Origin of the sequence: Rheinheimera sp. EpRS3 (genome assembly GCF_001513785.1) — a bacterium.
Taxonomy (GTDB): domain Bacteria; phylum Pseudomonadota; class Gammaproteobacteria; order Enterobacterales; family Alteromonadaceae; genus Alishewanella.
The window spans coordinates 1068051-1087701 of sequence record NZ_LNQS01000001.1 but is presented as its reverse complement, the minus strand read 5'-3'; the positions used below and the strand labels follow the sequence as shown (position 1 = coordinate 1087701).

Genomic DNA, 19651 nt, shown 5'->3' with positions numbered 1-19651 from the left:
AAAGCAGAAACAACGAAGGGAGCTTAACGCTCCCTTTATGTTATGGCCCCTGCTTAACCTTCGTTATAGGTTTCCAGATTTGTTGCCATCGCTGCGCCGGATTTTTCCTTAGCGCCATCGCTGCGCATTTGGTCCAGCCGGTTCAGGTATTCCTGATCAATATCATTGGTAACGTAGTTACCGTCAAATACCGAGGTTTCAAAACGTTTAATTTCCGGGTTTTCCAGCCGTACAGCTTCAATCAGATCTGGCAGTGACTGAAAAATCAGGCCGTCAGCGCCAATAATATTGCAGATGCTTTCCACATCATGGCCATGTGCAATCAGCTCATTGGCCGATGGCATATCAATACCATACACATTAGGAAAGCGGATTTCCGGTGCCGCCGAGGCAAAATACACTTTTTTCGCACCGGCTTCACGTGCCATATCAATAATTTGCTGTGATGTCGTGCCCCGTACTATAGAGTCATCGACCAGCAGTACGTTTTTGCCTTTAAACTCCTGCTTAATGGCATTGAGTTTGCGTTTAACCGATTTTTTCCGCGCTTCCTGGCCAGGCATGATAAAGGTGCGGCCAATATAACGGTTTTTCACATAACCCTGACGGTATGGCAGGCCAAGCACAGTGGCTATTTGCAATGCCGCATCGTTACTGGTTTCAGGAATAGGAATAACCACATCAATATCCAGGTTAGCCCATTCGCGTTTTATCTTCTGCCCCAGCATAGTGCCCATCGCCACGCGGGAGGCATATACCGAAATATTGTCGATGGTTGAATCTGGCCGGGCAAAATAGACATATTCGAAAATACACGGCGTGTAGCTTGGGTTTTCAGCGCACTGAAAGCTGTGTAACTCGCCCTGCTCGGTGATATACACTGCTTCGCCCGGAGATACATCCCGCAGTACGGCAAAGCCGTCAGCATCCAGTGCAACGCTTTCAGATGCCACCATATACTCAGTGCCAAGATCCGTTTCGCGCTTACCCATCACTAACGGGCGGATACCGTTTGGATCGCGAAACGCCAGTAAACCGTGGCCGATAATCAGCGCCACAACAGCATAGCCACCTTTAACTTTGCGATGTACATTGGCTACAGCGCGGAAAATATGCTCAGCTTGCAACTCCATTACACCGCTATTGTGCAGCTCATGGGCCAGCACATTTAACAACACTTCAGAGTCAGATGTAGTGTTTACATGGCGGCGGGCCACCCGGAAAATATCTTCTTTAAGAATATGCGAGTTAGTCAGGTTGCCGTTGTGCGCCAGCGCTATGCCAAAGGGGCTATTGACATAAAACGGCTGAGCTTCAGCTGTACTCGAAGAACCCGCTGTCGGATAACGCACATGGCCAATACCAATATTTCCCGCCAGCCGTTGCATATGGCGGGCTTCAAACACATCTTTTACCAGCCCGTTCGCCTTGCGCAAGCGCAGCGTGTTGTGGTCAACGGTAACGATACCCGCAGCATCCTGCCCGCGATGCTGCAACACAGTTAAACCATCATAAAGTGCCTGATTAACCGGATATTTCCCAACGATACCAACAATACCACACATGGATTTTCTTCCTCGCCAGCGTTAAGGCTTTTGCATAAAACTGGAATGGTTCTGCAAATATTCGAAGAACCATTCAATAATAAAACCGAATTCAGGGATCAGAGTTGATTGCTGCCACCAGTCGGCACTTGCCACCGGGGTAAAAGCGTCCATAAAAAACAATACCGCGCTGACAACCAATACACCGCGCAGCGCGCCAAATACCAGGCCCAATACTCTGTCTGTGCCGGACAAACCGGTAGACTGCACCAGTTTGCCAATAAGAAAATTAACTAAAGCGCCAACAATCAGGCTGCAGATAAACAAAATAGCGATAGCACAGGCATTACGCAGGGTTTCATCCTGCATGGAGGTAAATAAACCGGCCAGATGGGGGTAATATTGGCTGGCAACAAAAAATGCCAGGATCCAGACAGCCAGTGAAATAGCTTCTTTAACAAAGCCACGTACCAAGCTGATAACTGCAGATAACGCTATGATTGCCAGAATGGCAAAATCAACCCAGACCATTTGCTACCAAAGGTTGTTTGATGACGGCGCGCATTCTACCAAAGACAGCGACTGCTTGGCTAATTATTTTCGGTTGGCTGATAACTCATTACTGATAACCGCTCAATGCCGGTTAATTGCTGCAGTTTAGGCAGTTGCTGCTCCAGCCGCTCTTTTCGCAGTTCCGGGCCTACCAGTACACTGGTCAGTTTTACGCCCTGCGCATTGCTGATATCGCGGGTAAAGGTAACAAAACCCGCCTGGCGTAATTTGGCTACCAACGCATTGGCATTTTGCGGTTTGCTGAAACTACCCACCCTTACCACCCAGCCAGCCTGAGCCAGCGCTTCATTCACCGGCCGTGTTGTTGCGGGTCTGTCTGCTGAAGGGGCTGTTACCTGAGTATAACGCTGCGACGGTAAGCCATTGTCATCTTTTGGTGTTTGCTCTTCGGTATCTAACGCAAGCTCATCCACCGGCTCAGGTGTTACCTCTGTGCGCGCCTGTTCAAATGCTTGCTGATCAAAAGCTTGCTGCTGTGGTACGCCTTTAAATTCAGGACGATTTGGGATGACTTTAAAATCGTCTTTCACAACCTGTTTTTCACCATCAAGTAAATCAGGCAGAAAAATGATACCGGCCAGTACCAGGATCACTGTACCGAGTAAACGATGTTTAAATGCGGGTGTCACTTTGCCTCCTGATGGCATGACAGCACTGCTGACACTGTAATAAACGAACCAAACACAACCAATAACTCATCATTTTGCAGCCCTTGCTGCAACTGCTGATAAGCGCTTTGCGTATCATCATGCAGTTGGGTTACCACACCATGCGGTGCCAGCACCTTATCAAGTTGCTCTGCAGTTGCGCCCCTTACCCCTTTGAGGCTGACAAGATGCCATTGTTCAAACAATGGCGTCAAGGGCAGCAATGTCTGCTCAATATCTTTATCTTTTAACATACCCACGAGCGCCAGTATACGCCGGAAACGTGGTTTAAGCAGCAGCAGTTGCTGGGCCAGGTAACGAGCCGACTGCGGATTGTGTGCTACATCGACAATAATAGCAGGCTGTTGTTGCAGCCATTGCATCCTGCCAGCCAGAGTCAGATTAGCCAAAACGCTGCTTAATTGCTGTGCTGAGGGCAGCATATTAAGCTGCTCCAGCACAGCCAGGCTACAGGCTGCATTTTGCACCGGCAACGCCGGTACCGGCAAGTTATCAAACTGCTGACTTACACCTTGCCACTGCCAACTTTCGCCCTGTTGCTGATAATCGTACTGGTAATGATAGTCGTGCTGTACCAATACCGTTTTACAAGCCAGCTCTGCCGCTTTATGCAATACAGATGGTGGCGGGTTAAGCTCACCAATAATGGCGATACCATCGGCTCTGAACACACCGGCTTTTTCACGGCCAATGCTGTCGCGATCATTACCCAGCCAGTCCTGATGATCCAAATCTATCGTGGTAATTACGCTGATATCCGGTGAAATAATATTGGTCGCGTCCAGCCGCCCGCCTAACCCGACTTCGATCAGGCAGTACTCTGGTTGCTGTTGTTGTAACAAACGAAATGCAACCAGCGTGGTAAATTCAAAATACGTCAGGGCAATGTCCTGGCGCAGAGCTTCAACAAAAGCAAAAGCACTGATCCAGTCAGCGTCAGCGACATCCTGGCCATTAATGCGTAAACGCTCGTTAAATTGCAGCAGATGCGGCGAGCTGTATACGCCAACCGTTTTGCCCTGCGCCAGCAGCAGTTGTTCAATACAGCAGGCGGTGGTGCCTTTGCCGTTAGTACCGGCGATAAGCACTTTTTTACCCGGCAGATGTTGCAGGTCAGCTCTGGCCGCAACAGCGTATACCCGATCCAACCCCAGCTCTATCTGGTGCACAGGATGGCTTTGCTCAATATAACAAAGCCAATCGGCCAGGCTTTGGCACGATTGGCTGTTCAGTACTGTTGTAGTTGACATAACACCTTAAGCGGCGTTGTGCTCCGATACCGGAGCAGGCAGCTGCATAAACTTCGCGACTAATCGCGCAATTGTATCGCGCATTTTGCGCCGGTCAACAATCATATCAATAGCACCGTGTTCCAGCAGGAATTCACTGCGCTGGAAACCTTCCGGCAGCTTTTCACGTACCGTTTGTTCAATAACCCGTGGGCCGGCAAAGCCGATTAATGCTTTGGGTTCGCCAATGTTTACGTCACCCAGCATAGCCAGGCTGGCCGATACACCGCCCATAGTCGGGTCGGTTAACACTGAAATATATGGCAGGCCGGCTTCGCTCATTTTTGCCAGTGCGGCGCTGGTTTTTGCCATCTGCATCAGAGAAAACAGTGCTTCCTGCATACGGGCACCACCGCTGGCAGAGAAACAAACAAAAGGTACTTTGTGCTGTAATGCGTGTTCAACACCGGCGACAAACTTGGCCCCCACGACTGACGCCATAGAGCCGCCCATAAACTCAAATTCAAATGATGCAGCGACAATCGGCATACCTTTTAAGGTGCCGTGCATTACAACCATGGCATCTTTTTCATTGGTGTCTTTTTGTGCTGCCGCAATACGATCTTTGTAGCGCTTGCTGTCTTTAAATTTGAGTAAATCCTGCGGTTCAAGCTCGGCTGCCAGCTCTTTAGTGGTGTTTGCATCGAAAAAGCTGGTTAAGCGTGAGCGGGCCGATACCCGCATATGATGATCACACTTGGGGCATACGCCAAGATTACGATCTAAATCTGCTTTATATAGTACGGCTTCACAGGATGTGCATTTGGTCCAGACACCTTCCGGGATATTTCGACGCGCGGAAGAAGAGGATGTTCTGGGCAGGATTTTTTCTAACCAACTCATAAATGTTTCCTATAGGTAACAGCACCGCGTACTCGCCATGCCGTAAATACGTTAAAAAACGCCGAAATTCAGTAAACCGGCGCTATTAAAGCACAAAACTGACGCTACATAATATAAAAAACTGGTCTTAGTAGTACAAGCCGCAAGGCAGTCAAATAGCCTTTAGTCTGGTAAAAACAGCGGACCGGTTACCGCCTTGGGTAAGGCAAAGTGCGCAGGATAATCTACATCTACCAGATAAAGCCCACCGGGTTTGGCCGTTGCTGCTGCCAGATTACGATCTTTGGCCGCCAATAGCTCAGCAATCCACTGTGGCGGGCGGTTCTTCATGCCGACTTCCAGCAAACTACCGGTAATATTACGTACCATATGATGCAAAAACGCATTGGCTTTAATATCCAGAATAATATAGTCGCCCTGCCTGCTAATACGTAAGTGATGCACATTACGAAACGGGCTGTGCGACTGGCATTGCATCGCCCGAAACGAGCTGAAATCCTGCTCACCCAGCAAATATTCGCCAGCCTGCTGCATCAAATCTGTATCCAGGCTTTGATGATAATGGCTTAAACCAGCGCGTAAAATGGCCGGGCGGAATTTATGGTTATAAATAATATAGCGGTAACGGCGGGCTGTGGCGCTAAAACGAGCATGAAAATCATCGGGTACTGCTTTGGCCCAACGCACTGCGATTGCATCAGGTAACTGGGCATTAGTCCCCATTACCCAGGCTTTATCATCGCGTACAGCAGTGGTATCAAAATGCACGACTTGCCCGGTGGCATGTACACCAGCATCAGTGCGTCCGGCACAAAACAATTCTACCGGCTGGTTGGCCACTTTAGACAGTGCCGTTTCCAGTTCCTGCTGTACGCTGTTTACTTCACGCTGACGCTGCCAGCCATAAAACCCAGACCCGTCGTACTCAATACCTAACGCAATGCGCATGCCATCCCCCTGTTAAACGGCGGCTATTATACCGCAACCGCCATTAATATGCAGTGTTGGCGGTTATTCGGCTTGCTTTAGTTTGGCCGCTTCGGTTTTAACATTATCCGGCGCGTCAGAGCCAAGAATGTCATCCAGTAATATAGCGGCGCTTTCTTTGTCATCAATTTCGATATAAGCCCGCACTAAGTCAAGCTTGGCTGCGTAGCCGTTATCTTCTCTGTCAACATCGCGCTGCTCATGCTCGCCGATAATATCGGCAAACTCGTCCAGCCCTACATCAACATTGAGCTTGTTAAACCGCTCCGGGTCCAGCTCTTGCTGGTCGGCACTGGCCAGCAACTTGTCAATTTCAACAAAATCGTCATCGGCAAAATCAAAATCTTCAACCACGGGTGCAGCTATTACATCAGTGTCATCTGTCAGGTTGAAATCTGCTACATCCTCTGCAGTAGCATCCGTCAGTTCAAGATTATCAGCCATCGCTTCCAGTTCGGTCATCAGTGTATCAAACTGTGCCTCTGGCAGCGGATCCAGCTCTATTTCAACAGCTTCGTCGGGCAGCGGCCCGTCAGGGTCGGACAACTCAAAAGCCGAGTCAAACTCACCTAGCAAATCATCATCAGCCATCTCCAGTTCAGGATATTGCTCAAGCATCTTGCTGGGGTTTTCTACCGATAATGCCGCCTCTGTCGGCCGGCTGACAGAAGTGTCATCCAGTGCCGTCAGATCAAGGTTCTGCAAGGTTTTATTTTCGGCCTTTAAGGCCTCAGCATCATCAATCAGCGCATCATCCAGCTCACTCAGCCCGCTATCTATTGCTGCAATATCAAGTGATGCAGTATCAAGTGGCGTCGCATCCAGTGGTGTAGTGTCAAGCTCGTCAGCCAGTTCGCTGTCCGGCTCTGATGGCAATGGCTCAAGCCCGATATCCTGCGGCGTAACGGTATTAGTAGTAGCATCTTCAGCTGCCACATCGTCAAGCGTGTCTACCTGGTCCAGCAGTTCACTCAATTCTGCATTTAACAGCGCTTCATCATCATCTGTCAGTTCATACTCTGGTATCACTTCAAGCTGCGCAGCTTCGCTTTCCGCTACCAGGCTTTCGGCAAACTCTTCCAGCTCTGAACTGTCAAAGCTTTGCTCTGGCTCTGCCAGCAGAGCGTCATCCAGGGTGATTTCTGCTTCAGTTGCAGCAACGCTGGTTTCAGTATCAGCCTCCGGTTCGGTTGGTGCCGGAGTCGGCCGTGCCAACGCTGCCAGCATATCCTGCTCTTGTCCGGCTAATTCAACCAGTTCGTCGTCTTCATCCAGTGCAACTTCTTCTATCAGATCATCAATATCAAATTCGTCAAACGTTTCTTCATCTGGCGTAATATCGCCGCCCATGTCCGGCTGAGTGCCAGGCTCGCTTAATATATCGTCCAGACCATCGTCGTTATCAGCCAGCTCAACAATAGCGTCGTCGTCATCATCTGCAGCAAAAAGGGCCGCCAAATCATTGTCAGACAAAATATTATCGGCATCAAATGTCTCATCCGGCTTTGTTGGCTGCTCTGTTGATTTGCTCTCTGCCGTTGGTAACAAACTGTCATCTTCAAAAGTCAGTGCATCGTCAAACTGCAACAGATCGCTGTCAGCACTGCTGTCTGCCGTTAATATGGTGTCATCTACAAAGGCATCTTCGAGCAGCGCATCATCAATTTCGAACAGGCTTTCATCCAAATCATCATTTTCTTCCAGCGGCGGCAGTGGTGAATGATAAGTAGGATCTGCCTGAGGTTCTGTGCGGGCTGCGTTAATGACTTCTTCAGTTTTTTGGCCGCGTTTTTTTACCCACATCAGCACACTGAACAACACCAGCAATGCCGGTATACAGGCGGCGAGGATCCAGCTTAGCGGGTTTTGCAGCAGGCTTTGCCAGTCAAAACTTTGCTCTGCCGCCACTTTTGCCGCGGCTTCTTCATCAGCTTTAGCTTGCAGCAGCTGTGCTTGTTGTTGCACTAGAAGCTCAATTTGCTGCTGAATTTCACTATCCTCACCCAGCTGTACTTTGAGCAATTCCAGTTCTTGCTGTAACTTGGTTAAACTGGTTTTTAGCTGCAAATTCTCCTGCACCATGGTTTCAACCAGTTGCGTTGAATCAGCAAACTGGCTGCGTAAGCCATCAAGCTGCTGGCGTTGCTGTTCATCCAACCGTTTTAACTCTGCCTGCCATTGCGGCGGTGTCGCACTGACAGCTGCACTTTCGGTACTTGCGGTAGCCACTGGCTTTGGCGCGGCAGCTTTTTGCCGCTGTGCCCAGATTTTGTCGTCCTGTTCGGCTTTTTGCCTGGCAATAGCAACATCAACCTGCTGAATTTCCTGCAGCGATGGCAGCACCAGAATTGCGCCGGGTTTTAAATGATTAAGATTATCCTCAAGAAAAGCATCAGGGTTTTTCAGGTATAGCGCGTACATCACCTGATACAGGCTGATATTGCCAGCAGGTTTAACCCGTTCAGCCACCCGCCATAAGGTGTCGGCCGGGCTTAACGGGCCAATTTGCTCAGCTGGTGCGACGGTATCGGAATTACGCGGCCCGCGGATTTGCGAAGGAGTAACCGCATCTGAACCTCGCGGCCCACGAATTTGGGTTGTATTTTCCTGTGCCTGCAAGGATGACGAAAAATTGACAAGCACAGTAATCAGTAAAACAAATAACCAAGGCATTAATGTCCCCTACCCCAAAATCAGGCGCATTTACAGAAGAAATCGGCAGCAGCTACAGTAATCTTTAGCGCTAACTGCAAACGACCTGCAAACACTGTTCCAACTATATGTGGTAACTAAATGCTGAAAATATAAAGCAAGGCGGCCATTCTGACCAGTGTTAAAAAAACGTAGTGAAACTAACCGGGCATAAAAAACAACAAGGCCCCATACGGGGCCTTCCATGCTGGGCCTTAATACAACTAGAGATAATCGCGGATCAGATGCTCTGCAATCTGAATGCTGTTTGTTGCGGCGCCTTTGCGGATATTATCTGCTACAACCCAAAGGTTTATACCATTTTCATGCGATAAATCCTGACGGATGCGGCCAACAAATACGTCATCTTTACCAGCCGCGCTACATACCTGGGTTGGGAAATCTGCATTGTTTTCCAGTAACACTACGCCAGGCGCTTCGGCCAGCAACGCTTTTACCTGCTCAACGCTGATGGGCATACGGGTTTCAATATGTACCGCTTCGGCATGACCGAAAAACACCGGTACCCGCACCGCAGTGGCGTTAACAGAAATGCTGTCGTCACCGAAAATCTTCTGCGTTTCCCAGTGCATTTTCATTTCTTCTTTGGTGTAGCCGTTATCCATAAACACATCAATTTGCGGGATCACGTTAAAAGCAATCTGCCGGGCAAACTTGCCGTCATCTTCTATCGGCCGGCCATTCATCAGCTGCGCGGCTTCACGGGCTAATGCTTCTACAGCGTCCTGGCCTGCACCACTTACCGACTGATAAGTTGCTACGTTAATACGGCTAATGCCCACAGCGTCATGAATTGGTTTTAACGCCACCAGCATCTGGATAGTGGAGCAATTGGGGTTGGCGATAATATTGCGGTTACGGTAATCGGCAATAGCGTGGGCGTTAACTTCTGGCACCACCAGAGGAATATCCGGCTCGTAACGGTAATGTGAGGTATTGTCGATCACCACACAACCGGCATCAGCAGCTTTGGGGGCATAAATTGCTGATACGCTGCCGCCGGCAGAAAACAAACCAATTTGCGCTTTTGACCAGTCGAAGGTTTCTGCGTCAATAACCTTAATCTTTTTGCCTTTGAACGTCACGGTACCACCAGCAGAGCGGCTGCTGGCTAATGGGAACAGTTCAGCAACCGGGAAGTCGCGCTGCTCCAGAATTTCGATTAAATGTTGTCCTACCAACCCTGTTGCACCTAAAACGGCAACATTATATTGCGAAGCCATGACAGTCCCTCTAGTTATTGTGCGAGGCTAAAACCTAATTGCGGCAAGTAGCCTGGTATCACCTTGCCACACAGTTGTAATGAGCTGAATTCACGCCGCGGCGGATACGACTTTCTCAGCCAGTCAAACCCGTTACGCTGCAGGTAATGGCGCAGTATTGCATCATCACGGCGCACATCATATAACAGTCTTGCCAAATTTTGGACATCTGGAAGCCCAAAATCTGCGCTAATTTGCAATTTTTCCATTGCTGGCACTGCAAGCAACTGGCTTAACTGCTGTTTTACCGGTTGGCCAAACAATTCACAGCAGCGCTGATATAACATTTCTGTACCGCGGGCTTTGCCTTCAACACTATGCCCGGCAATATGTGCGGTGGCGATATCAACATAAGGTAGCAACGCCGTAAGGATATCCGGCTCTTGCTCCCATACATCCAGCACTACCGCTCTTCTGTGGTCTGCACTACTCAGCTCGTTAAGTAATGCCTGATTATCAATCACAGCACCGCGCGACGCATTAATAACTGCGCAATGGGGCTTGAGCTGCTGCAATGTTTTAGCATTCAGTAAATGCCGGGTAGCAAAAGGCCCGTTGCTAATAAGCGGTGTATGAAAACTGATAATATCAGCTTGCTGACACAAGGCTGCAAAGTCGGTATGGGCAAAATCAGCCTCTTGCTGCACCCGTAGTGGATCGCACTGCAATACCTTGATATTAAGGGCCTGTAATGCCGTTACCAGCCGACGGCCAATATTGCCCACGCCAACTACGCCAATGGTTTTTTCAGTTAACTGCCACTGATATTTATCCGCCAGATACCACAGGCTGCTAAGCACATATTCGACCACAGATTGCGCATTACAGCCCGGCGCACTGGAAAAACTGATATTACGCTGTGCCAGATACGGCTGATCAATATGATCCATACCAATGGTGCCGGTACCGACAAAACGTAGTTTCGGGCACTGGCTTAGCAAAGCCGCATCAACCTGTGTTACCGAACGCACCAGCAAAATATCAGCCCCGGCCAGTTGTTCAGCCTTCACGGTACGGCCGTTAAACAAGCTGACATCACCAAACTGAGCAAAAAACGACTGCACCAGTGGCATGTTCTCATCAGCAAAAATGCGCATAAGGTTTTCCTGCAAATATTTTGCGCCAGAGTGTAACAAATAGCACAAAGCCAGCCTATCGAAACAGGCTGGCTTTATTGGATAAAAGGGTAAATTGTCGCGTTACGGCAGGGCTACTTCGAACGTAAAAGTAACAGATTCACGCACTTTATCCGCCAGCGCCGTAGCGGTATCGGCTGAATAAGACGCTTCAATTAAATAGCGCCCGGCATGCTCAGGGGTAAAGCTAAACTGGCCTTTATTGTCGGTTTCAAACTCAACCCGGCCAGCATCGTTACGATACAACTCACCTTCATAAGACAACACACCTTTTACGCCAGCTTGCGGTTTGCCGTCCAGATGAAACACAAATTGCAGTGCTTCTTCTGCTACCACATCAGCCGGGTGCGTATTGCTGCTGATTTCCAGCCCGGCGTTTTGTAGTTTCAGCACCGTTTGTGTCGGGCTGTTTACCGTAACATAAGCAAAATTGCGGCTGCGCATTTGTACTGTTTCTACTTTTGTGGCTCCGGCTGGCAGCTGTGCAGTGCGCTCCTGTTTATTTGCCATCAGACGTTTGCGCTCGCCGTTTAACTCATAGCTGGTGAAATAACGCAGCGGGTTGGCCATTTCCAGCCGGTAAGTGCCATCACCAGCTAGCTGCACATCCGCCATAGATTTGCGCTTACCCTGATATACGGTAGTCACGTCCTGCGCTTTGCCATCCGGGTTGTACAGTTTCAGGCTGGTTAAACCAATGCCTTTATCCGGTACAAATGTCATATTGGCAGCAGAGGCATCAACCGCTATCCAGCTGTCCTGCTTAGATAACACGTAGTGGCTGGGCACCAGCCATAATGTGTGGGCGCTGACACTGGCACTGACGCACAATGCCGACATAACTAACGCTGCTTTTTTTAACATTTTAATATTCCTTAATAGTCTGTTAATTCAGGTATTACTTAGCGCAGTATTGCGCTGATATCGCCAAGCTCACCGTCGGCGGCTATTTCAATAACGGCATTCTTCGCTGGCAGGGTAAATTCATGTTTTGCCAGGCTACGGCCCCCCTGTTCGCGGGCGGCTTCAACGAAAAGCGTATACTTACCGGCAGGCAGTGCGCCGCCGTCATCATTGTTACCATCCCAGTGCAAGGTGTAGCTGCCAGGTTTCTGGGTTGCACCGCTTACAGCATCAACCAAAGCCGTATTGCTGCGGCCAATTTTGCGCCAGAAACGGCGCAAATCTTTTAACCAGTCTGGTTTTTCTACCCAAAGGGCAATCAATTTTACCGGTTGCTGCTGCGCATCTTCGACCCACACAGCAACATAAGGCCGGTGGTATTGGCTGGTTTCTATTGCCGGCAACTCCAGCGTAATATCACTTTGTGCAGCCTGTAACGTAGCGTGCCCAAACAAGGCCGCTGCACATACACATAAACAAGCACCGGTTAACTTCATAATGTTCCCTCTGCAATACGCCAACACCGGCGTTAATGTAACGACAAGATATACGCAAACAAACTGATAAAAATGCCCAGCATCGCCAGGATATTGCCAATGCTGCGCCGTGAGGCTTGCTTGAGCATCAGATAAAACCCGGTCAGGGCAAAAATAATGCAGGCAACCGCCGTAAGATCAATCAGTAGCAGCCAGCTAAGGCCAGCATTACGGCCTTTATGCAAATCGTTCAGCAATGCCAGATAACCGTTAAACTCCAGTTCCAGCTCGGCCGTGTTAGCAGCAAAATCAACCACCACTGAGGCATACCCCGCCGGGCGCTTGAAATCCAGCTCCAACAAGCCATCATCAGTGTCGAACTGATAACTGAATACCGAAGCCTTCACCTGATGCTCATTGCTAAGCCAGTCCCTGAACTGCGAAGCAATAGCTTCTTGTTCGCTGTCTGACTGCGGTAAATCAGCGTATTGCAAGGCGTCAGGTAACGGCAGCAGTTGCTGACGGCTGCTTTTGCCTGCCGTGCTGTACAGGAGATCCGGGTGGTTCAGGGTGATACCGGTAATGGCAAAAAACAGCAGCAATACCAACACTAACATCGAGCTGTAGCTGTGCAGCAACCGCATAAATTTTGCCAGCACAGGGCCACGACCACGTTCTATCATTACAACACTACCGGTAAAAAAGTTACCGGCATAATACTGATAACAATTCGCATTTGCAACAAAAACCAAGACGTAAAAAAGGCGCATCTAAGCGCCTTAATATTGGTCAACGGTTTAACAAGATGTATTAATAACGGGCAAGAAACTCGGCGCGGGTGCGGCCATCATCTTTAAAAATACCGCCCAGTGCAGTGGTTTGCGTTTTGGAATTTACATCCATCACGCCACGCGATTTTACACAGTAATGCACAGCTTCCATCGTTACTGCTACATTTTTGGTTTGCAGCAAAGTTTGCAATGCCACCAAAACTTGTTGCGTTAAACGTTCCTGCACCTGCGGACGCTGGGCAAAAAATCGCACTATACGGTTAATTTTCGACAAGCCAATAATGCGTTTTTCCGGAATATAGGCCACCGTAGCATAACCATCAATAGTGACAAAATGATGCTCACAGGTACTGGTAAAGCTGATGTCCTTTACCTTAACCATTTCCTTTACCTGCATTTTATTGTCAATTAATGCAATTTTGGGAAAGTTAGCATAATTAAGACCGCCAAAAATCTCATCAACATACATTTTGGCAATCCGGTGCGGCGTTTCGCTTAAACTGTCATCGCGCAAATCCAGGCCCAGCGTGCTGACGACTTCTGCCATCAGGCTGTTTATCTTGTCGTACTTCTGATCGCGCGACAAACCATTGTCCAGCATCGGGGTTTCGAGCCCCAAAGCTTCTAACGCGCTTCTAACCAATACTGCTTCTTCTGATAACATAACTATATCCAAACCGGCTGTTAAACCAACAATACGTGCCGTCAAGGCCGATAGTTTAAGAGGAACGTCATTTTTTTGCCATTTTTATGATCAGCAAAGCCCTGCGACAAAGAAAACCGCAAGGCTTTAAACAACAGAATGGCTTATTGCACCAGTGACAGGGCTTCAAGTAACTCGCGTGGTTCCACTTCCGGGCCGTTTAAACTTTCGTCCCAGTTAGTGCCAATTAACACACCATCGTCGTACATTTCTTTTAACCAACCATCGCAAAATACGTCAAGCGGAATGGCTTCTGGCTTGTACACGGCCCATTCTTCAGAGCAATGCGCTTTGGCTGAGGCTTCATCTGACCAGAACGGCATTACGTCTGTATCTTCAAATTCTACCGATTCAACTACCAGCAGATCTTCACCGTCTGCTAATACATAAACCACACCATGGGTTTTAGCTTCTTCAACGAAACGTTGAAAACTTGGATCTTGCGCAAATTGACTCATATTCATTTCCACCCGGGGTAAAGTACTGGTTGCTATTAGACCAGAAAGCGCGGCGTAAAAGCGAGTTTTATCTTATACACCAAGAGCGCGCCTTTCCCTGCCCGGTGAAAATAACGTACAATTGCTGGCACTATTACCAGCAATGATAAGCAGATAAACCATGGCTCAATATATCTACTCAATGCATCGTGTGTCGAAGGTGGTTCCACCTAAGCGCACTATTTTAAAAGACATTTCTTTATCTTTCTTTCCTGGCGCCAAAATTGGCGTGCTGGGTTTAAATGGCTCGGGTAAATCTACCCTGCTACGCATTATGGCCGGAGTTGACAAAGAGTTTGAAGGCGAAGCCCGGCCACTGGCAGGCACTAAAATTGGTTACCTGCCGCAAGAACCGCAGTTGGATCCAAGCAAAACCGTGCGTGAGATTGTTGAAGAGGCCGTAAGCGACGTTAAAAATGCGCTAACCCGCTTAGACGAAGTTTACGCCGCCTATGCTGATGAAAACGCTGACTTTGATGCTCTGGCTCGTGAGCAAGGCGAGCTGGAAGCGTTAATTCAGGCCAAAGAAGGCCATAATCTCGACAATACGCTGGAGCGCGCTGCCGATGCACTGCGCCTGCCGCCGTGGGAAGCCAAAATCGAGCATTTGTCTGGTGGTGAACGCCGCCGCGTTGCTATTTGCCGCTTATTGTTAGAGCGCCCGGACATGCTATTGCTGGACGAACCGACCAACCACCTGGATGCCGAATCTGTTGCATGGCTGGAGCGCTTCCTGCACGATTACCCGGGCACAGTGGTCGCTATTACCCACGACCGTTATTTCCTTGATAACGTTGCCGGCTGGATTTTAGAGCTGGACCGTGGTTACGGTATCCCGTGGGAAGGTAATTACTCGTCCTGGCTGGAACAAAAAGATGCCCGTTTGCAACAGGAAGAAAAATCTGAAAACGCCCGCCAGCGCTCAATTAAGCAAGAACTGGAGTGGGTGCGCACTAACCCTAAAGGCCGTCATGCCAAGAGTAAAGCGCGGATGGCCCGCTTTGAAGAGCTGCAGAGCCAGGAATTTCAAAAGCGTAACGAAACTAACGAGCTGTTTATTCCGCCAGGGCCGCGTCTGGGCGACAAAGTGCTGGAAGTTAACCACCTGCGTAAATCTTTTGGCGATCGTTTATTAATCGAAGATTTAAGCTTTAGCATCCCCAAAGGCGCCATCGTTGGCATTATCGGCCCGAACGGTGCCGGTAAATCTACACTGTTTAAAATGATCAGTGGTGCAGAGCAGGCCGACTCCGGCGACATCAGCGTCGGTGATACGGTACAATTGGCCAGTGTTGATCAGTTCCGCGACAGCATGAACCCGAAAAACACCGTATGGCAGGAAATTTCCAACGGCCAGGATATGCTGCAAATTGGCAGTTTCCAGATCCCGAGCAGGGCTTATGTTGGCCGCTTTAACTTCAAAGGTAATGACCAGCAGAAATTTATCGGCGAGCTATCGGGCGGTGAACGTAACCGCGTGCATTTAGCCGCGCTGTTAAAAGCCGGTGGGAACATGTTGTTACTGGATGAGCCTACCAACGATCTGGACGTAGAAACACTGCGCGCGCTGGAAAATGCTCTGCTCGATTTCCCTGGCTGCGCTATGGTGATTTCGCACGACCGTTGGTTCCTTGACCGTATCGCCACGCATATTCTGGATTACCGTGATGAGGGCAAGGTGAATTTCTTTGAGGGCAATTACTCAGATTATGAAACCTGGTTAAAAGCCACCTATGGTGCAGATGCGCTGGAACCACACCGTATTAAATACAAAAAAATCTGATGCTTTGTAACGCCCGCCAAACAGCGGGCGTTTTTTATTGCAGCGGATGATAGGTCGATGACATGACCTGTTGATAAAGCGCAGTCGCAGCCACCTTGTGATGCGCCTGCTTTAGCCTTGTTACCAGCTCAGCCGATGTTTGTATATTGGCAGCCAGCCAGGTTTGCTGTGCCAATTCAGGAATTGCATAAACAAAACGGATGTACTCTTGCGGCAATTTCAGACTGGCCGCCATATCAGCCAATGCTGCGGGATCATCAATAACTAAATCTACCTTACCATTGAGCAATAATTGCCACGACTCAGTAATATCGGCAGCCAGTACCAATTGCTGCCCTATAGCAAAGCCATTGTTCATTAAAAAGTTGGCAGATAAATCATCGCGCTGAACGGCAATAGTTAATGTCTTAGCATCCTGCAGCTTTTCAATTTTAATATCGTTACGATGGCTTAGTGCAACAAAGCCAAACTGATATGCCGCAACAGTTCCAATCCAGTGAAACTCAGCCTCACGCTGTGCCGTGCGGGCCATATTGTAAATAAGTACATTAGGCAGGCTTCTGGCAATACGTAGTGAACGTGCCCAAGGATACATTTCAATCTGTGTTTCCAATTTGGCTTCTGTTAAAACTGCCTTGACCAGTGCCGTGCTAAGCCCCGCTACTTCTCCGTTCTGTATTGTCTGGTGGGGTGGCGACAGCTCGGTAACAACCCGCAATGGCGTAGCAGCGAAGATGGCACCACTTATACAGTACAGCAACACAAAACACAGACTTACTTTAACCACTTTAATGCTCTCAGAGGGGGCATGTCTGCAGTATAGACTATTGCAGTTTGGTGCCAAGCACCAGAGTGGCCGATAAAAAACCAACTAATTTTTAGTCAATTTCACCAGATCATGTTGGTGACATTTTAAAAAATGCAAATACAGAGCAAAAGAAATTAGCATAAAAATCATCTAAATCAATAGGATAACTTCACATTAAATTCTGGCATGCTGTTTGTAATGGTAAGAGTGTTGTTAACCCTAACCAAAGACAAAAAGGACGAAATGATGAAAACGTTAACTGCTCTTACCCTGGCTACTGTCATTACACTAGGTTTTGCTGCCCCGGCTCAGGCCAACAATATTACTGATAGCTTAACTGAGACTGTTACTAACCAGCTTGCAGAACTAGCTGGCAATATTAAACAGCAGGCAAAAGCGGCACTGGAAAAAACCGCGACAGAGCTGTTTTTTGCAACCGGCACTGAACAAGCTGAGCAATACGTTGTTAAAACAGCCGAGCAGACACCTGCCAGCAAAAAATAAGGCCGTCTTATGCAGTTAAGGAATATGCAGTTAAGTACTGAAACCGCTTACGCCAGTTGTATAGCGTAAGCGGCAAGATATTACTGCTCTGACCACACTGCTAACTCATTGCCATTTGGATCGGCAAAATGAAAACGGCGCCCACCAGGAAAAGTAAATACAGGTTTAACGATAGTACCGCCAGCGGCAAGTACCTTAGCTTCTGTCTGCTGCAAGTCTTTACTGTACAACACTACCAGTGCAGCACCGGTTGCCACGGTGGATTGTTTTGCTGAACGGTAAAAGCCGCCATCCAGGCCTGAATTAGCAAAAGCCACATAATCCGGCCCATAATCAGCAAACACCCAGCCAAATACCTGCCCGTAAAACTGCTTTGCTGCCGCTAAATTATTTGCCGGAAGCTCTACATAATTAATTTTTTCATGCCCACTCATTATTTAAGCTCCCAGTTCTCACCCATTTATACATTAATGTAATGCAAGCCATAAGCGCTAACAAGATACCAGAAACAGAAAAGCCACGCGGGTTGGCGACGCGTGGCTTTTCTGCTGTAAAACAGCCTGGTTTATTTACTTCTTACCAGCGAGCTGGTGTTGAGCGCCTGGCCCATTTTCGCCAGCAAGTGGTTAATACGGCGGATCAGCAAAGCACGGCCAACTGCATTGCTACGCTTACCAGTAACATTATGTTTATCTGCTGTAGTATCTAATGTTGTCATGCTTCACCTCAGTGTTTAGCTTTGCCTATATGCTGTACATTATGCCGACTTTTTGCACAAACGACGAACGAGATAAATTGCAGCAAATGCATTAGTAAAACTAATGCTTAAATAAACCAAAATTCATTGTATGTTCAAAAAAATGTCACTGAATGAAAAGCTAAAAAACCCTTACACATAGTTTTTATGCATATAAAATAGCAAACTATGCAGCAAGGTTACGCCATAATCCTAAACCAGGTTAGGCTGATAAGGCTTTAGCCAGAATAGCCACCGTATAACTTTGCTTAATTATTCTAATCAAAAAGTACGTCGCCAAAGCTGACTGATGCAAAAACGCAGCTTTTTAGGGTTTCTAGTAGGCTGTGGCTTTGTTATATGCTAAATTAGTTGAGAAAGGTTCTCATTTACATTTTGGAGTTTAGTATGAAAAAACTTTTATCTGCAACATTTGTCGCTGCTGCTCTGTTAAGTTCTGCGCTGGTTCAGGCCGATGAACGGCCAGATCATTATAAAGGTAAGCCTTCAGATACACTGGAACAAGCTGTAGCCAACTTCAGTGAATATAATCAAAAACTAAAAACCGTATTGGCAGGAGAGCTGACACCACTTGCCATGGTAGAAATTCACGAACTTACCTACACCATCGAAGTAGCGCTGGAAAAAATTCATGCTGAAACCGGCAAATTAAAAGACGTACTGGAAGAGGTGCACGTTGCTTCTGAGCATATGGATACAGCAACGGCTAAAGATCGCGGCGATGCCTATATTAAAGCAGCTCAAACACTGGTGAAGTAATTAAATAGCAAGCCCGGTTAACCCGGGCTTTATGCTTTAAAACGCTTGATTATTTTTTGGTAAGAATTTCTTCAGCATTAGCTGCTGCCCATTCATTCCAGGCATCTACTTTAGCATTAAAGTTTTCTACCGCTTGCGCTGTCGCATCAGCAATTAAACCATCAATTTGCTTAGCGTATTTTTTATCAACTTTAGTTACAGGAACTACGTCGATACCACGCTCCTGCAAGCCTTTCTTCATGGTATGAGTACGCAACAGCTGTAGCTGGCCGTTCTCAACATAAAAGTACTGGCTGTCTTTATTGATAGTTTTAAACTTAGGTTTGGTAGGACGCTTATCCGCTTTAGCCGGACCATCCTGCGTATCTGTGCTGATTAAATCATTATTTAATTTGTAGCCTAGTTGCTCCATCGTAAAGCCCTGAGCTTTAGCGAACTGTTCTAACTGGGTGATTAGCTCAACTTCTACCTGACGCTCAGCTAACACCGCGTTCAGAGTTTCAATAACGTCGGTTAGTTTAACTAGTGTTAGTTCTTTTGCTGCTTTCTTTAGTTCACGTTTATCTAATAAAATTGACATTGCCATCTCCTTTAATAATTCATCGCCAAAGGATAAGCAATTTATCTAATAAAATAAAGATATAAAAAACACTTAA

Annotated in this window: 21 protein-coding genes; 3 read left to right on the top strand and 18 right to left on the bottom strand. The window is 47.9% G+C overall.

The features are described from left to right. Positions 1-53: 53 nt before the first annotated feature. The 14 genes from purF to AR688_RS04755 all read right to left on the bottom strand — a co-directional run bounded on the left by purF (position 54) and on the right by AR688_RS04755 (position 14345). The gene (purF, locus tag AR688_RS04820; RefSeq protein WP_068229849.1) at positions 54-1565 is read right to left on the bottom strand and encodes an amidophosphoribosyltransferase; all 1512 of its coding nucleotides are present in this window, start codon (positions 1563-1565) and stop codon (positions 54-56) included. A 21-nt stretch (positions 1566-1586) separates the two neighbouring features. Then, positions 1587-2075, bottom strand: a complete 489-nt coding sequence (locus tag AR688_RS04815; protein ID WP_068229844.1) for a CvpA family protein — start codon at positions 2073-2075, stop codon at positions 1587-1589. Between the two features lie 59 nt (positions 2076-2134). Next, on the bottom strand, positions 2135-2746 hold the full coding sequence (locus AR688_RS04810) for an SPOR domain-containing protein (RefSeq protein WP_068229842.1): 612 nt from the start codon (positions 2744-2746) through the stop codon (positions 2135-2137). Then, entirely contained in the window at positions 2743-4035 is a 1293-nt protein-coding gene (gene folC, locus AR688_RS04805; protein ID WP_068229839.1) for a bifunctional tetrahydrofolate synthase/dihydrofolate synthase, read from the bottom strand. Before folC ends, AR688_RS04810 begins: the two co-directional genes overlap by 4 nt. A 6-nt stretch (positions 4036-4041) precedes the next feature. Next, entirely contained in the window at positions 4042-4917 is an 876-nt protein-coding gene (gene accD, locus AR688_RS04800; protein ID WP_068229837.1) for an acetyl-CoA carboxylase, carboxyltransferase subunit beta, read from the bottom strand. 162 nt (positions 4918-5079) lie between these two features. Beyond that, complete coding sequence (gene truA, locus AR688_RS04795) at positions 5080-5865, bottom strand: tRNA pseudouridine(38-40) synthase TruA (RefSeq protein ID WP_068229832.1); 786 nt, start codon at positions 5863-5865, stop codon at positions 5080-5082. A 63-nt stretch (positions 5866-5928) separates the two neighbouring features. Beyond that, a complete protein-coding gene (locus AR688_RS04790) occupies positions 5929-8577 on the bottom strand; it encodes a FimV/HubP family polar landmark protein (RefSeq protein WP_068229829.1) in 2649 nt (882 codons plus the stop codon). Positions 8578-8819: 242 nt separating this feature from the next. After that, complete coding sequence (locus AR688_RS04785) at positions 8820-9839, bottom strand: aspartate-semialdehyde dehydrogenase (RefSeq protein ID WP_068229826.1); 1020 nt, start codon at positions 9837-9839, stop codon at positions 8820-8822. Positions 9840-9853: 14 nt separating this feature from the next. Next, the gene (locus AR688_RS04780; RefSeq protein WP_068229822.1) at positions 9854-10975 is read right to left on the bottom strand and encodes a 4-phosphoerythronate dehydrogenase; all 1122 of its coding nucleotides are present in this window, start codon (positions 10973-10975) and stop codon (positions 9854-9856) included. Between the two features lie 102 nt (positions 10976-11077). Beyond that, on the bottom strand, positions 11078-11878 hold the full coding sequence (locus AR688_RS04775) for a DUF4198 domain-containing protein (RefSeq protein ID WP_197412109.1): 801 nt from the start codon (positions 11876-11878) through the stop codon (positions 11078-11080). 38 nt (positions 11879-11916) lie between these two features. Next, a complete protein-coding gene (locus AR688_RS04770) occupies positions 11917-12414 on the bottom strand; it encodes a DUF2271 domain-containing protein (protein ID WP_068229816.1) in 498 nt (165 codons plus the stop codon). Positions 12415-12446: 32 nt separating this feature from the next. Continuing rightward, entirely contained in the window at positions 12447-13163 is a 717-nt protein-coding gene (locus AR688_RS04765; protein WP_231731961.1) for a PepSY-associated TM helix domain-containing protein, read from the bottom strand. A gap of 40 nt (positions 13164-13203) precedes the next feature. Next, positions 13204-13848 (bottom strand): GTP cyclohydrolase I FolE, encoded by a 645-nt coding sequence (gene folE / locus AR688_RS04760; RefSeq protein WP_068231208.1) that lies wholly within the window; start codon positions 13846-13848, stop codon positions 13204-13206. A 143-nt stretch (positions 13849-13991) separates the two neighbouring features. Further along, positions 13992-14345, bottom strand: coding sequence for a DUF2750 domain-containing protein (locus tag AR688_RS04755; RefSeq protein WP_068229814.1), 354 nt, complete (start codon positions 14343-14345; stop codon positions 13992-13994). 160 nt (positions 14346-14505) lie between these two features. Between AR688_RS04755 and ettA the strand changes: the two genes are divergently transcribed. Further along, a complete protein-coding gene (ettA, locus tag AR688_RS04750) occupies positions 14506-16167 on the top strand; it encodes an energy-dependent translational throttle protein EttA (protein ID WP_068229812.1) in 1662 nt (553 codons plus the stop codon). Between the two features lie 34 nt (positions 16168-16201). Here ettA and AR688_RS04745 read toward each other — a convergent pair whose 3' ends face one another. Beyond that, positions 16202-16954: a substrate-binding periplasmic protein gene (locus tag AR688_RS04745; protein ID WP_082694674.1), complete on the bottom strand. Its 753-nt coding sequence runs from the start codon at positions 16952-16954 to the stop codon at positions 16202-16204. A gap of 267 nt (positions 16955-17221) precedes the next feature. On the opposite strand from AR688_RS04745, the gene AR688_RS04740 reads away from it, so the two are divergent. After that, complete coding sequence (locus tag AR688_RS04740; protein WP_156420206.1) at positions 17222-17479, top strand: hypothetical protein; 258 nt, start codon at positions 17222-17224, stop codon at positions 17477-17479. 80 nt (positions 17480-17559) lie between these two features. Here the strand turns inward: AR688_RS04740 and AR688_RS04735 are convergent, their stop codons facing one another. Both AR688_RS04735 and AR688_RS20125 read right to left on the bottom strand, forming a co-directional pair. Then, a complete protein-coding gene (locus tag AR688_RS04735) occupies positions 17560-17913 on the bottom strand; it encodes a VOC family protein (protein ID WP_068229807.1) in 354 nt (117 codons plus the stop codon). A gap of 131 nt (positions 17914-18044) precedes the next feature. Further along, a complete protein-coding gene (locus AR688_RS20125; protein WP_156420205.1) occupies positions 18045-18197 on the bottom strand; it encodes a hypothetical protein in 153 nt (50 codons plus the stop codon). Positions 18198-18623: 426 nt separating this feature from the next. Here AR688_RS20125 and AR688_RS04725 point away from each other — a divergent pair, with 426 nt between their 5' ends. Beyond that, positions 18624-18995: a DUF6746 family protein gene (locus AR688_RS04725; protein WP_068229802.1), complete on the top strand. Its 372-nt coding sequence runs from the start codon at positions 18624-18626 to the stop codon at positions 18993-18995. Positions 18996-19044: 49 nt separating this feature from the next. Here AR688_RS04725 and AR688_RS04720 read toward each other — a convergent pair whose 3' ends face one another. Then, a complete protein-coding gene (locus AR688_RS04720; protein WP_068229800.1) occupies positions 19045-19575 on the bottom strand; it encodes an H-NS family histone-like protein in 531 nt (176 codons plus the stop codon). Between the last annotated feature and the right edge of the window lie 76 nt (positions 19576-19651).